Source organism: Microbacterium sp. HMWF026 (assembly GCF_003061325.1).
Classification (GTDB): Bacteria; Actinomycetota; Actinomycetes; order Actinomycetales; family Microbacteriaceae; genus Microbacterium; species Microbacterium testaceum_E.
Genome location: NZ_QAJB01000463.1, coordinates 16,368 through 29,159, shown reverse-complemented (window position 1 = coordinate 29,159; position 12,792 = coordinate 16,368). Strand labels below are relative to the sequence as shown.

The 12,792-nt window shown below is 71.2% G+C and carries 16 protein-coding genes; 10 read left to right on the top strand and 6 right to left on the bottom strand.

Annotated features, from left to right (window positions below; all coding sequences use genetic code 11):
* The 4 genes from DBR36_RS18705 to fdhA all read left to right on the top strand — a co-directional run.
* The coding region (locus DBR36_RS18705) for an aminotransferase class V-fold PLP-dependent enzyme (protein WP_258222953.1) at positions 1-474 on the top strand (474 nt) is incomplete at its 5' end.
* Positions 471-926, top strand: coding sequence for a Fe-S cluster assembly sulfur transfer protein SufU (gene sufU / locus DBR36_RS16845; RefSeq protein WP_108320837.1), 456 nt, complete (start codon positions 471-473; stop codon positions 924-926). The genes DBR36_RS18705 and sufU, both read left to right, overlap by 4 nt.
* A 326-nt stretch (positions 927-1,252) precedes the next feature.
* Positions 1,253-1,690, top strand: a complete 438-nt coding sequence (locus tag DBR36_RS16840) for a hypothetical protein (RefSeq protein WP_108320836.1) — start codon at positions 1,253-1,255, stop codon at positions 1,688-1,690.
* Positions 1,691-1,990: 300 nt separating this feature from the next.
* Positions 1,991-3,208 (top strand): formaldehyde dehydrogenase, glutathione-independent, encoded by a 1,218-nt coding sequence (gene fdhA / locus DBR36_RS16835; protein ID WP_108320835.1) that lies wholly within the window; start codon positions 1,991-1,993, stop codon positions 3,206-3,208.
* Positions 3,209-3,332: 124 nt separating this feature from the next.
* Here fdhA and DBR36_RS16830 read toward each other — a convergent pair whose 3' ends face one another.
* From DBR36_RS16830 to DBR36_RS16810, 5 genes are read right to left on the bottom strand one after another with little or no spacing between them, the layout of a single operon-like run.
* Positions 3,333-4,310 (bottom strand): SRPBCC family protein, encoded by a 978-nt coding sequence (locus DBR36_RS16830; protein ID WP_108320834.1) that lies wholly within the window; start codon positions 4,308-4,310, stop codon positions 3,333-3,335.
* 17 nt (positions 4,311-4,327) lie between these two features.
* Positions 4,328-4,687 carry a helix-turn-helix transcriptional regulator gene (locus tag DBR36_RS16825; RefSeq protein WP_108320833.1) on the bottom strand — a complete coding sequence of 120 codons (360 nt, stop codon included), beginning with the start codon at positions 4,685-4,687 and terminating at the stop codon, positions 4,328-4,330.
* Between the two features lie 54 nt (positions 4,688-4,741).
* On the bottom strand, positions 4,742-5,032 hold the full coding sequence (locus tag DBR36_RS16820; RefSeq protein ID WP_108320832.1) for a metal-sensitive transcriptional regulator: 291 nt from the start codon (positions 5,030-5,032) through the stop codon (positions 4,742-4,744).
* Entirely contained in the window at positions 5,025-6,542 is a 1,518-nt protein-coding gene (locus tag DBR36_RS16815) for an FAD-dependent oxidoreductase (RefSeq protein WP_258222952.1), read from the bottom strand. The genes DBR36_RS16820 and DBR36_RS16815 overlap by 8 nt, the downstream gene beginning before the upstream one ends.
* A 43-nt stretch (positions 6,543-6,585) precedes the next feature.
* Positions 6,586-6,930: a helix-turn-helix transcriptional regulator gene (locus tag DBR36_RS16810; RefSeq protein ID WP_108320843.1), complete on the bottom strand. Its 345-nt coding sequence runs from the start codon at positions 6,928-6,930 to the stop codon at positions 6,586-6,588.
* An 83-nt stretch (positions 6,931-7,013) separates the two neighbouring features.
* Here DBR36_RS16810 and DBR36_RS16805 point away from each other — a divergent pair, with 83 nt between their 5' ends.
* The 4 genes from DBR36_RS16805 (at position 7,014) to DBR36_RS16790 (ending at position 10,518) form a co-directional block, all read left to right on the top strand.
* Positions 7,014-8,291: an NAD(P)-binding domain-containing protein gene (locus DBR36_RS16805; protein WP_108320830.1), complete on the top strand. Its 1,278-nt coding sequence runs from the start codon at positions 7,014-7,016 to the stop codon at positions 8,289-8,291.
* Positions 8,272-8,805, top strand: coding sequence for a GNAT family N-acetyltransferase (locus tag DBR36_RS16800; RefSeq protein WP_108320829.1), 534 nt, complete (start codon positions 8,272-8,274; stop codon positions 8,803-8,805). The genes DBR36_RS16805 and DBR36_RS16800 overlap by 20 nt, the downstream gene beginning before the upstream one ends.
* Positions 8,806-8,849: 44 nt before the next feature.
* Positions 8,850-9,251, top strand: coding sequence for an arsenate reductase ArsC (locus tag DBR36_RS16795; RefSeq protein ID WP_108320842.1), 402 nt, complete (start codon positions 8,850-8,852; stop codon positions 9,249-9,251).
* Between the two features lie 460 nt (positions 9,252-9,711).
* Positions 9,712-10,518, top strand: a complete 807-nt coding sequence (locus tag DBR36_RS16790) for a Fic family protein (protein ID WP_258222951.1) — start codon at positions 9,712-9,714, stop codon at positions 10,516-10,518.
* A gap of 43 nt (positions 10,519-10,561) precedes the next feature.
* On the opposite strand, the gene DBR36_RS16785 is transcribed toward DBR36_RS16790, so the two are convergent.
* Positions 10,562-11,314 (bottom strand): DUF429 domain-containing protein, encoded by a 753-nt coding sequence (locus tag DBR36_RS16785; protein WP_108320827.1) that lies wholly within the window; start codon positions 11,312-11,314, stop codon positions 10,562-10,564.
* 104 nt (positions 11,315-11,418) lie between these two features.
* Here DBR36_RS16785 and DBR36_RS16780 point away from each other — a divergent pair, with 104 nt between their 5' ends.
* Both DBR36_RS16780 and DBR36_RS16775 read left to right on the top strand, forming a co-directional pair.
* A complete protein-coding gene (locus tag DBR36_RS16780; protein WP_108320826.1) occupies positions 11,419-11,790 on the top strand; it encodes a hypothetical protein in 372 nt (123 codons plus the stop codon).
* Between the two features lie 43 nt (positions 11,791-11,833).
* Positions 11,834-12,718, top strand: coding sequence for a helix-turn-helix domain-containing protein (locus DBR36_RS16775; RefSeq protein ID WP_108320825.1), 885 nt, complete (start codon positions 11,834-11,836; stop codon positions 12,716-12,718).
* Positions 12,719-12,792 lie beyond the last annotated feature (74 nt).

Sequence of the window (12,792 nt, the reverse complement as noted above, 5' to 3'; positions counted from 1 at the left end):
ATGATCACCACCGTCACGCTCGACCGGGCCGAGTACCTGCCCCCGCCGCAGCGTTTCGAACCGGGGACGCAGCCGGTCTCGCAGGCCGTGGCCCTTGCCGCGGCGGTCCGCTGGCTCGGTGAGCACGACCTTGACGCGGCGCACGCGCACGAGGCCGCCCTCGAGACGCGTATGCGCGAGGGACTGCGGTCGATCGACGGCGTCCGCCTGCTCGGAGACACGGATGCCGCCGACCGCGTCGCCCTGCAGGCGTTCGAGGTCGAGGGGGTTCACGCGCACGACGTGGGCCAGTTCCTCGACTCCCGCGGCGTCGCGGTGCGCGTCGGCCACCACTGCGCCCAGCCGCTGCACCGCCGCTTCGGCCTGACGGCGTCGGTGCGCGCGAGCGCGGCCATCCACACGACCGCGGACGAGATCGACACGTTCCTCGACGCGGTGTCGGGCGTGCGCGGGTTCTTCGGGGTCGGCGCATGAGCGGGCTGGAGTCGCTGTACCAGGAGCTCATCCTCGACCACGCCAAGAATCGGCGCGGCTTCGGTCTCGCCGAGCCCGGCGCGCACAGCGCGACGGTTCATCAGCGCAACCCGATCTGCGGCGACGAGATCACGCTGCGTGTCGACGTCGAGGGCGACCGCGTGGCATCCGTCACCTGGGAGGGCGCGGGCTGCTCGATCTCGCAGTCCTCGGCATCCATGCTCGTCGCTCTGCTGCAGGAGGACGGCGGCGACGACGGCATGCCGACCGCCGACGTCGAGGCGCTCATCGCGCAGTTCCGCGAGGCGCTGCGCTCGCGCGGCAAGATCCCGCTCGACGAGGAGACCTTCGCCGACGCCGCCGCCCTCTCGGGGGTGTCGAAGTACACCGCGCGGGTCAAGTGCGCGATGCTCGCGTGGGTCGCGCTCGAAGAAGGGCTGCGGCAGGTCTGAGGTCGCGGCGACGGCGTAGCGCAGCGCGGTCGGGCAGTGGGGCGGCGGGTCCGGCATCCCGGAACTCGGAGAAACGTCCGCAACTCGGATGATCCCGCACGAAAGGACCGAGTTTCGCGCACCTCTCCGACATTCACGACGGCGCGGCGCGACCGCGGGCCGCCCGCCCGGCGGTGACCGCCCAGGTCAGCCGGGTGCCGGCATCCCGGAACTCGGAGAAACGCACGCAACTCGGAGGATCCCGCGGGAGAAGTCCGAGAACGGCGTCTTTCTCCGAGACCCGTGACGGCGATAGCCTTCCCGCAGCGAGCGAGAGGGCGGATGCCATGGCCGGAGCGGGATTCAGCGACGAGGAGCGCGCGGCGATGAAGCAGCGCGCCGAGGAGCTCTCGGCGATGAAGGGCCTGAAAGGCCTGGCCAAGCTCCAGAAAGAGAACGAGGCCTGCCTCGAGGCGATCGAGAAGCTCGAGGGCGTCGACCGCGCGATCGCCGAACGCGTGCACGTGATCGTCCTCGAAGAGGCCCCGCACCTCAACCCCAAGACGTTCTACGGCTTCCCCGCCTACGCCAAGGACGGCAAGGTCGTGGTGTTCTATCAGCCGGCGTCGAAGTTCAAGACGCGCTACGGCACGGTCAGCTTCGACGAGACCGCGCAGCTCGACGACGGACCCATGTGGCCGGTGTCGTTCGCGGTTCTCGAGGTCACGCCCGAGGTCGAGCGCGCGCTCAGGGACGCCGTGCGCAGGGCCGCACCGGCGGAGTAGGCGCACCGCGCGGCAGCGGCTGCGCGCTCGACCATCCGATCTTCGCGTCCGTTTTCCGGACCGCGGCGGATGACCGCCGCCACCTCGGCTCCACGGCATCCGGGTCCCGTCATGCGCCCGCCTCGGTGCATCGAACGCTCCCGTCCACCATCCCTTGACGCGCCGGAGTTCCGGGTCTTGGCTGAGGGCATCCCTCGCGTCGCTCACGGCCGAACCCGGTCGCGCGTCGCACCGGGTGCGGCCGCGGCCGCACCCGGCGGGCACGATCAGGTCGGGACGACCCGGCCGGAAAGGACGAAGATGTCCGGCAACAAGGCAGTGGCGTACAAAGAACCCGGTGTCGTCGAGGTCATCGACACCCCCTACCCCGAGTTCGAGCTCAAGGACGGCCCGGGCGTCAATCCGGCGAACGTCGGTCGCAAGGTCCCCCATGGGGCGATTCTGCGCACGGTCTCGACCAACATCTGCGGTTCCGACCAGCACATGGTCCGCGGACGCACGACCGCACCGGCCGGTCTGGTGCTCGGGCACGAGATCACGGGCGAGGTGATCGAGGTCGGCCCCGACGTCGAGTTCGTCAAGGTCGGCGACATCGTCTCGGTGCCGTTCAACATCGCCTGCGGTCGCTGCCGCAACTGCAAAGAGGGCAAGACCGGCATCTGCCTGAACGTGAACCCCGACCGGCCCGGCAGCGCCTACGGCTACGTCGACATGGGCGGCTGGGTCGGCGGTCAGGCCGAGTACGTCCTGGTGCCCTACGCCGACTGGAACCTGCTGGTCTTCCCCGACCGCGAGCAGGCGCTCGAGAAGATCCTCGACCTGACCATGCTGTCCGACATTTTCCCCACCGGCTTCCACGGCGCCTACACCGCGGGAGTGCGTCCGGGCTCGACGGTGTACATCGCCGGCGCCGGGCCGGTCGGCATCGCCGCGGCCGTCGGCGCGCAGCTGCTGGGAGCGGCCGCGGTGCTCGTCGGCGACTTGAACGCCGACCGCCTCGAGCAGGTGCGCGCGATGGGCTTCGAGAGCGTCGATGTGTCCAAGGGCGACCCGCGCGACCAGATCGAGCAGATCCTCGGGACTCCCGAAGTGGATGCCGCGGTCGACGCGGTCGGCTTCGAGGCGCGCGGGCACGGGTCGGACTCCGCGCACGAAGCCCCGGCGACGGTGCTCAACTCGCTGTTCGACGTGACCGCGGCGGGTGGGGCTCTTGGCATCCCGGGCCTGTATGTGACGGGTGACCCGGGCGGTGTCGATGAGGCGGCCAAGGTCGGCTCGCTGTCGCTGCGACTGGGGCTCGGCTGGGCGAAGTCGCTGTCGTTCACGACCGGTCAGTGCCCGGTGATGAAGTACAACCGCCAGCTGATGATGGCGATCCTGCACGACAAGGTGCAGATCGCCAAGGCGGTCAACGCCACGCCCATCAGCCTCGACGAGGCCCCCCAGGGGTACGCGGACTTCGACAAGGGCGCCCCGCGCAAGTACGTGCTGAACCCGAACGGGTACATCAAGAGCTGACGCGCGGAGCTCGGAGAATCGCACCGAACTCGGACTTCTCAACGGCTGTTGTCCGAGAACGGTGCGATCATCCGAGTTTCGACACCCGGACGGATGCCGCGACCCCGCCGCCGCGGCATCCGTCTCACGTCAGGACGACGCGCTCCATGCGGCGGAAGCTCTCTTCCATCCCGTCGACCATGCCGGTCGCGAGAACGGCGTCGCGGGTCGCGACATCCGGGTACTCGATCACGAGCGTGACGAGGGTGGCGCCGTCCTCTTCGTACAGCGAGAGGTCGTTCGTCGTCATCGGCAGGTCGGTACCCGTCATGTGCTCGGTCTGCACCATGCGTCGCGGCTCGTCGAGTAGCAGGATCTCGCCGTCGAAGCCGAACCCCTCGCCCTCGGTGCCCGGCTCGGGCTCCCAGGCGATGCGGTAGCGGCCGCCCGCGCGCCGATCGATCTCGCTCACCGACATGCGCCACCCGTCCGGGCCGAGCATCCATTGCCGCATCAGGTCGGGGTCGAGGTGCGCGCGCCACACGAGCTCGCGGGGCCCCTCGATCAGGCGGGTGATCCGCACGTGCTGATCGCTGAGGATTTCGAGCCGCGTCCCCTGGCCCTGGGCGAAGGCGCGCAGGCCCTGCAGCACCGCGTCGAGCTGATTCATCGCCAGGGTCGAGCCCTCGACGGCGCCCATCGCGACGACCTGCTCGAGGGCGTCGGCCGAGGCGAAGTGGCTGACGTTCGTCATGCGCGCGCCCTCGGGCGTCGCCTCGAAGGTGAAGACCATGCGCATCGACGGCATCCCCTCGAGGGGGTCTCCGTTCTCGTCGGCGAACGAGTCGATCACCTCGAAACCGCGCGGTTCGTCGATGGCGGTGAATTCCCACGCGCCGCCGGCGCGCTCTCCGCGGGGCGAGGTCATGTGGTACTTCGCGTGCCCGCCGACGCGGAAGTCGAAGGCATCGAAGGTCGACGGCCACCCCGGGGGTCCCCAGAACCGCTCGAGCTGGCGCGGGTCGGTGAAGACGGCCCAGAGCCGCTCGGGCCCGACCGCGAAATCGGCGATCAGGGTCATGGTGAGCGCCCCGAGGTCGCTCTCGACGGATGTGACGGGCATGGCGACTCCTTCGTCGGTCAGTTCTGGGGGGTGGATGCGGTGGCATCCGGGTCCGCGGACAGCAGGGCGTCGAGGCGGTCGATGCGACCGCGCCACAGCTCTTCGTACGAGCGCAGCAGCTGCTGGGCCCGGTCGAGGGCGGCGGGGTCGGCACGCACGAGCCTGACCCTCCCCTCCGCGCGTTTGGTGATGAGCCGCGCCTCGGCGAGCACGGCGATGTGCTTGGACACCGCCGCGAACGACATCGCGTAGGCGTCCGCGAGCTGCGTCACCGACTGCTCGGAGACGAGCGTGCGCCGCACGATGTCGCGCCGCGTGGCATCGGCGAGGGCGTGGAACACCCGGTCGATGTCGGCGTCGCTCTGTTGTTCAACCATTTGGTTGTACGTTAGCGCGGAGCGCCCACGGTCGCAAGAGGCTCTCGTCGACCGTCACGCCAGGGTCAGGAACAGCTTCTCCAGCTCGTCGACCGTCAACCGCCCCCCGACGTCGGCGTCGTCGGCATCCGGATCCGCGATGCACTGCTTCATCGCGGTTGAGATGATCGCGAAGCCCGCGCGGTCGATTGCGCTGCTCACAGCGGCGAGCTGCGTGACGACATCGCGGCAGTCACCGCCGCCCTCGACCGCGGCGATCACGGCGGCGAGCTGACCCTGCGCGCGGCGGAGTCGGTTGGCGACCTTCTTCACGGCCTGGGGGTCGTGCAGACTGCGGTCACTCATGCGTATCTCCTCTGTCAGGCGTCGGCGCGGTCGCCTCTCGGCCGGCCAGCCAGGTGCGGTATCCGCCGTCGAGGTTACGCACGTCGTGGCCGAGTTGCGTCAGCAGCCGCGCGGCCGTATGCCCGCGCTGCCCGACCTGGCAGTGCACGATCACCGGGCCGTCGGGGATCTCGTCGTGGCGGGCGCGGAGGTCGTCGAGCGGCAGGTTGACGGCCCCCGGGATGGCGCCCGCGGCGTGCTCGGCGGGGGTGCGCACGTCGATGAGCGTCGCACCGCCCGCGAGCGCCGCGGGCAGCTCGTGCCACTGCATGGCATCCGTCGTCCCCTCGGCGAGATTCTGAGCGACGTAGCCGATCATGTTGACCGGATCCTTCGCCGACCCGTACTGCGGTGCGTAAGCGAGTTCGAGCTGCGAGAGAGCGGATGCCGTGAGCCCGGCCGCCATCGCGACCGCGATCACGTCGATGCGCTTGTCGACGCCGTCGCCGCCGACGATCTGCGCCCCGAGGATGCGGTCCGACGCGGGGTCGACGAGCAGCTTCATCGCCATCGTCTGCGCCCCCGGGTAGTAGGTCGCGTGCGAGGCGGGGTGGGTGTGGATGACGCGGTGGGCCCGGCCTTCGGCGCGGAGCCGTCGCTCGCTCGACCCGACGAAGGCGATCGTCGTGCCGAACAGTCCGAGCACGGCGGTGCCGAGCGCGGGGCGCGCCTCGGAGGGGTCGAGGCCCGCGATGTCATCGGCGATGGCGCGGCCGTGCCGGTTGGCGAGTCCCGCCATCGCGACCAGAGTCGGCTCACCATCGAGGTGGTCGCGCTTCTCGACGCCGTCGCCGGCGGCCCAGACGTGCGGGACGGAGGTGCGCTGGCGCCCGTCGACCGCAATGCCTCCCGACGGCCCCACCTCGATGCCTGCGAGGGCCGCGAGCCCGCGGTCTGGCCGCACACCGCTCGCCTCGACGACGAGCACGGCCTCGAGTGCGGTCCCGTCGTCGAGCCGCACGGTGCCCGCTTCGGCGCCGACGATCGTCGCACCGAGCCGCACGTCGACGCCCGCCTCGCGCAGCACCGCGAGAAGTGGGGCCGCCATCTCGGGATCCAGGGGCGACAGCACCTGACGGCCGCGGCTCACCAGCGTCACGTGCGCCCCACGCGCGACGAGGTTCTCGACCGCTTCGAGGCCGATGAACCCCGCCCCCGCCACGACGACCCGTGGCGCGGGGCCGGCGCCCTCGAGCACCTCGACCACCCGGTCCACGTCTTGCACGCTGCGCAGCGTGTGGGTGGGGATTCCGCCCGCGGAGGGCCCCGGAGCGGCCGTGGCCCCGGTGGCGATGACGAGGTCGTCGTAGGCCTCGACGGACTCGGTGCCCGCAGCCACGTCGCGCACGGTGACCGTTCGCGCAGCCGTGTCGATGGCCGTCACCTCGTGACCCACTCGCACGTCGAGGGCGAAGCGGGCGGCGAGCGACTCCGGCGTCTGCAGCAGCAGCGACGACCGATCCGCGATCACACCGCGCGGTTGTTCGGGCGCTGAAACCGGCGGCGCTCCACCGTCAGCCGTCGATGCGCAGCGCCTCGGCGACCGCCTCAAGCGCACCGGGCACGAGCCGGTAGTACGCCCACGTGCCGCGCTTGGAGCGCGTGAGGAACCCCGCCTCGGTCAGCACCTTGAGGTGGTGCGACACCGTGGGCTGCGAAAGCCCGACCGGTTCGGTGAGATCGCACACGCACGCCTCTTGCTCCGCCGCGCTCGCGACGATCGACAGCAGGCGCAGCCGCGTCGGATCGCTGAGCGCCTTGAGGCGCCCGGCCAGCTCTTCGGCCTCGGAGACCGGCATCGCGGCACCCCCGGCGGACGCGCAGCAGGCAACGGGATCGAGCAGGGGCAGAAAGGACATACATCGAAGGTAGTCGATATTGACATCCATCGATAGATGCGGGCACGATGAGCATCGACGATCATCGATGCACGAGGAGCCCCATGTTGACGCTCACCCCCACCCCGCGGCCTCGCGTCGCAGATCGCCTCGCGGCCCTGCCCGTCGCCATCATCGGCGCGGGACCCGTCGGCCTGGCCGCCGCCGCGCACCTCGCCGACCGCGGCATCGCGTTCACCGTTCTCGAGGCGGCATCCGGACCCGCCGCCGCCGTCGAGAAGTGGGGGCACACGCGCCTGTTCTCGGCCTGGCGCGAGGTCGTCGACCCCGTCGCGCGGCGCCTTCTCGAGGCCACCGGCTGGAGCATGCCGGCGGGCGGACGCGCCCCCACGGGCCGCGAGCTCATCGACGCGTACCTCCGCCCGCTCGCCGAGCTACCCGAGATCGCGGTGCACATCCGTTACGGCGCGCGCGTGAGCGGGATCGCACGCGAGGGGATGGACCGCACGCGCTCCGCCGGCCGCGAGAACACCCCGTTCCTCGTACGCACCCCGAAAGGAGAGCTTCTGGCCCGCGCGGTGCTCGACGCCTCGGGAACATATGACTCTCCCAACCCCCTCCTGTCGACGGGCCTGCCCACCATCGACGACCCGCGCATCTCGCACGCCCTCCCCGACGTTCTCGGCTGCGAGCGCGAACGCTTCGCGGGGCGGCACACGATCGTCGTCGGGGCCGGGCACTCCGCGGCGAACACGCTCATCTCGCTCGTCCGCCTGCAGCGTGACGCCCCCGGCACCCGCATCACGTGGCTCATCCGCAACGCCAGCGCCGTGCGCGTGTCGTCGTCGGCGGCCGACGAGCTCGTCGGACGCGCGCAGCTCGGCGCGCGCGTCGACCGGTATGTCGAGGCCGGAGCTGTCGAGAAGATCGACTCGTTCGAGATCGACCGCGTCGAGGCCCTGCCTGCCGGCATCCGTCTGTCCGGTACGCGGCGAGACGAACCCGCCGCGATCACCGCCGACGTCGTCGTCAACGCCACCGGGTTCCGGCCCGACCTCGCCCCGCTGCGCGAGATCCGCACCGACCTGGATGCCGTCGTCGAGGCGCCGCGGCTTCTCGCTCCGCTCATCGACCCGAACGTGCACTCGTGCGGCACGGTCGAGCCGCACGGCTTCCGCGAGCTGACCCACCCCGAGCACGGCTTCTTCGTCGTCGGAATGAAGTCGTACGGTCGCGCGCCGACGTTCCTCCTGGCCACCGGGTACGAGCAGGTGCGCTCGATAGCGGCGTGGCTCGCGGGAGACCTGGCCTCGGCCACCCGCGTCGAGCTGACACTGCCGGCCACCGGCGTGTGTTCGACGGATGCCGGTGGGTGCTGCTGAGGTGACGTTCGTGCGAGCGCTCGAACGGGCGGACTGGGCGGCGGTCGAGGACATCTACGGCGAGGGCATCGCCGGGGGCAACGCGACCTTCGAGACCGAGACGCCGACGTGGGACGCCTTCGACCGCTCGAAGACGCGGTTCGGACGGCTCGTCGCCGTCGACGACACCCACGCCGTCGTCGGGTGGGTGGCGGGGTCGCCGGTGTCGATCCGCGCCGCGTATCGCGGGGTCGTCGAGCACTCGGTATACGTCGCGAGCCGCGCACAGGGGCGCGGCATCGGCACCGCGCTGCTGCGCGCGTTCATCGCCGCGACCGAGATGAACGGAATGTGGACGATCCAGTCGAGCGTGTTCCCCGAGAACGCGGCATCCCTCCGCCTGCACGAGGGTCTCGGCTTCCGCGAGGTCGGTCGGCGCGAGCGCATCGCCCGCTCGGTCGTCGGGCCGTGGGCCGGGCAGTGGCGCGACACCGTGCTGATCGAGCGGCGCAGCGCGATGAACGGCCGCGAATGACCTCTCACCCCCTGTTCACCTCGACCCCCGATGATGGAGCCACCATGACCCGCCCCACCGTTCTCTTCGTCTGCGTCCACAACGCCGGACGCTCGCAGATGGCCGCCGGCTACCTGCAGCACCTCGCCGGCGATCGCATCGACGTGCTCTCCGCCGGATCCGCCCCCAAGGACGCGATCAACCCGACGGCGATCGCCGCGATGGCCGAGGAGGGCATCGACATCTCGGCGAACGAGCCGAAGATCCTGACGGTCGACGCGGTCAAGACCTCCGACGCCGTCATCACCATGGGCTGCGGCGACGCGTGCCCGATCTTCCCGGGCAAGCGGTACGAGGACTGGGAGCTCGACGACCCCGCGGGGCAGGACCTGGATGCCGTCCGCCGCATCCGCGACGACATCAAGGGCCGCGTCGAGGGGCTGATCGCGAGCCTGACCGCGGCCTGATGCCCGAAAAGTTCACTCTCGGAGGCCTTTAAGCAAAGGCTAAGCACCTAGCCTTTGCTTAAATGGTTCCATGGCGAGGGATGACAAGGCTCGGTGGCCTGCGATCGGACGCGAACCGCGCCCCTGGGAACGTCCCGAGGGACAGGCCGCTTCGCGCCGTCAGCTCCGACGCGCCGCCGGCCCCTACTCCGCCGCCGTGCCACCGCTGATCGCGCGGATCGACGTTCAGCTCGACCCCGAGGTGCTCGCCGCAGCCGACGAAGCGAGCCAGGCCCTCGCACGATTCGATGTCGAGGCGGCCGCCCTCGTCGCTCCCTTTCCGTCGATCCTGCTCCGCACGGAGTCCGCATCGAGCTCGGAGGTCGAGAACCTCACGGCGGGAGCACGGCAAGTCGCCCTCGCCGAAATCGGCGCGGCCCGGTCCGAGAACGCACGCTTGATCGCCGCCAATACGCGGGCGATGGATGCCGCGATCGCCCTCAGCGCCGACCTGGACGAGGACGCCATCATCGCGATGCAGTCCGCATTGCTCCGAGAGAGCGCGCCGCACGTCATCGGGGGATGGCGCCAGGAGCAGGTCTGGATCGGCGGCGGTGCGATCTCGCCCCATGATGCGGAATTCATCCCGCCTCACCACGACCGGGTTCCGGAACTGATGCGGGATCTGATGGCGTTCGTCGACCGAACCGACGTTCCCGTGCTCGCGCAAGCGGCCATTGCGCACGCGCAGTTCGAAACCATCCATCCCTTCCCCGACGGCAACGGCCGCACGGGTCGAGCACTGATCCATGCGATGCTCCACCGCGGCGGGCTCACCCGTACCCTGACCGTCCCCGTCTCGGCAGGACTGCTCCGTGACCCCCGGGCCTATTTCGGCGCCCTGACCCGGTATCGCGCCGGTGACGTCGACGCAATCGTCCACGCGATCACCGAAGCGAGTTTCGCCGCGATCTCGAACGGTCGCCATCTCGCCGCCGACCTCGTCGCCATCCGCGACGACTGGCGCTCCCGCGTCACGGCCCGATCGGACTCATCCGTACATCGCCTCGTGGAACTATTACCCGCGAAGCCGGTGCTGACCACGGCGTCCGCGGCTTCCGCTCTGGGTATCAGCACGGTGGCCGCCGGCTCAGCGATCACGCAGCTCGCGTCCGCCGGCATCCTGAACCAGAGCGGCGGAGGAGCCCGCAACCGCATCTGGCTGGCGCCCGAGATCTTCGACGCGCTGGACGCGTTCGCCGCCCGCGCTCGTCGCGGCCGCGCTTAGGTCGCGTGCCTTCGCGGTAAGCCCGCTGCACCCGCGACCCTCCTCACCCGCCGTCGACCAGCCCCTCCAGCGGCCCGTCCGGCAGCACGACCCACCCCTCGCGACGGGCCACGGCGAGCATCTCGGATGCCGGGGGCGAGAACCGCCCGAGTGCTCCGGCGCGGGTCGCGAGGGCGGCGATGACGGCGTCGAAGGCGTCGGCCTTGCGGACCGCCAGGGCGGCGAAGCCGCCGACGTCGAACCAGGGCGCGCGCTCGCGGAGCGCGTCGAGCAGGATCGCCCGGCGGGTGGCATCCACCCGGTATCCCGTGGTGTCGAAGCCCCACAGGCGCAGCGCTCCGCCGGGGTACACCTCGAACAGGCGCCCCTCGGCGGCGCGGTCGACGCCGACACCGGCCGCGGCCAGACGGTGCAGCAGTCCGGCGCCGCGCAGGGCGGTCACCCCCAGCCGGTCGGTCGAGACGCTGAGCGGCCAACGGCCGATGCGCTCGCGCACGACGTGGTCGGTGTGACGGTAGACCAGCGGGCGGCGCCAGGCCGCGTGCCCCTCGACGGGTCCCGATGCGGGGACCCCGACGACGTGGTGCGCGGCGACGAAGTCGACGAACGCGTCGGGCCAGCCGAGCGGGCAGTCCACACCGAGCCACGCGTCGCCAGAGGTGACGGATGCCACGATGTCGGCATCCTGGATCCCGATCTCGAGCCGCGTCAGGCGGGCCGAGCCGTCGGCCCACACGATCTCGGCGAGGGCCGTCCCGGGGGCTTCGGCGGCGAGGTCGACTCCGATGGTTCTCACCGACAGGAGCCTAGGCCGCTTCGGCCCCCGGCAGGCCGCGTGCACAGGTCGCCTCCGCGGGCAACACACCCCGAAAAGCGGTGCCGACCTGCGAGGATCGACGCATGGCAGACGAGGACCTCCCCGATTCGCTGGAGCCGGCGATCGACGTCCCGCCGCGCGACGAACCGCCACCGCCGCCGACCCCGAGGGGCGATCTGCGCGCCGCGTCGATCATCGCGATCGTGACGGGCGTCATCGTCATCGGGTGGTACCTCTTCGTCGTGACCGTCAGCACGGTGTCCGAGCTGCAGCAGTTGGCGTGGATCCAGATCGGCATGTGGGTGCTCGCCGCGGTGTCGACGGTGTGCGGCATCCTGAGCCTCAACGCGCGCATGGCGCGCGAACTCGCGGCGGCGGGGTTCATCGCGGGTGTCGCCGCCGGGTTGCTCTCGATCTCGATCGGCTTCTTCAGCGGGCTCGAGCTGCTCAACTGACGCGGGGCGGAATGCCGCCGACGGCGACGGGGTTCGACCCCTCATGACGTCGGCGACCGCCCTGGAACGTGCCCTGTCGACGATCGACGTGCGTCCGGGCCGCGCGCGGCAGCGCACGTTGGCCCCCGCGCAGCACCTCGATCTGTCGCGCGGAGCGGCCGCGCTGGTGTTCGTGCGCTCCGGTGAGCTGACCGGACGCGTCGCTCGGCACTCGGCGTGCGCGGTCGATGCGTCGTCGGGTGCCGCCGACGACCTGGTCGGCGAGCGGGATCGCACGCTCCTCGCCGGAGACGCTCTCGTGTCCCTTGGATGCCATGGCCTCGCGCTCACCTCGCAGTCCGGCGCAGAGGTGATGGTCGTCCCCCTCGAGGTGGCCCCCTCGGCCGGCGTCCGCGCGCTTCCCTCCCTGGTGTTCGTCAGCGGTTTCGCCGCGGCGGAACCGGCGGCCGCGGGTCTCGCCGCCCACCTGGGTCTTCCCTCGCCTACCGAGCGCGAGGGCGACGAGACGATCTGCACGCTCATGGTGACGACCGTTCTGCTGTCGGCGTTGCGCTTGTGGGCGTCGCGCGATCGGGCGAGGGCGTGGCCTCCGCAGACGGACGACCCCTTCTTGTCGCGCGTGGTCGCCGCCGTCGACCGCGACCCCGGCCGGGAGTGGACCCTGGGGCAGCTGGCGTCATTGGGCGCGATGTCGCGCTCGACCTTCGCCGCGCGGTTCCGCGAGGTGTTCGAGACGTCGCCCGCTTCGTACGTTACCGAGGTGCGGATGCGCCGCGCGAAGGAGCTCCTGGAGGCGGGGACCCCGGTCTCGGAGACCTCGCGCGCCCTCGGCTACGCGTCCGACGAGGGGTTCCGCCGCGCGTTCCGCCGCCACACGGGCGTGGCCCCGTCGGAGTGGCGGTCGGGGCACCGGTCGCTGGCGGGATGAGGGCCGCGGGCGCGCGGCGACACGCGCCCGCGGCCCTCCGTCGGTCATCCCCCCGTCGAACGCCGTTCCCGCAC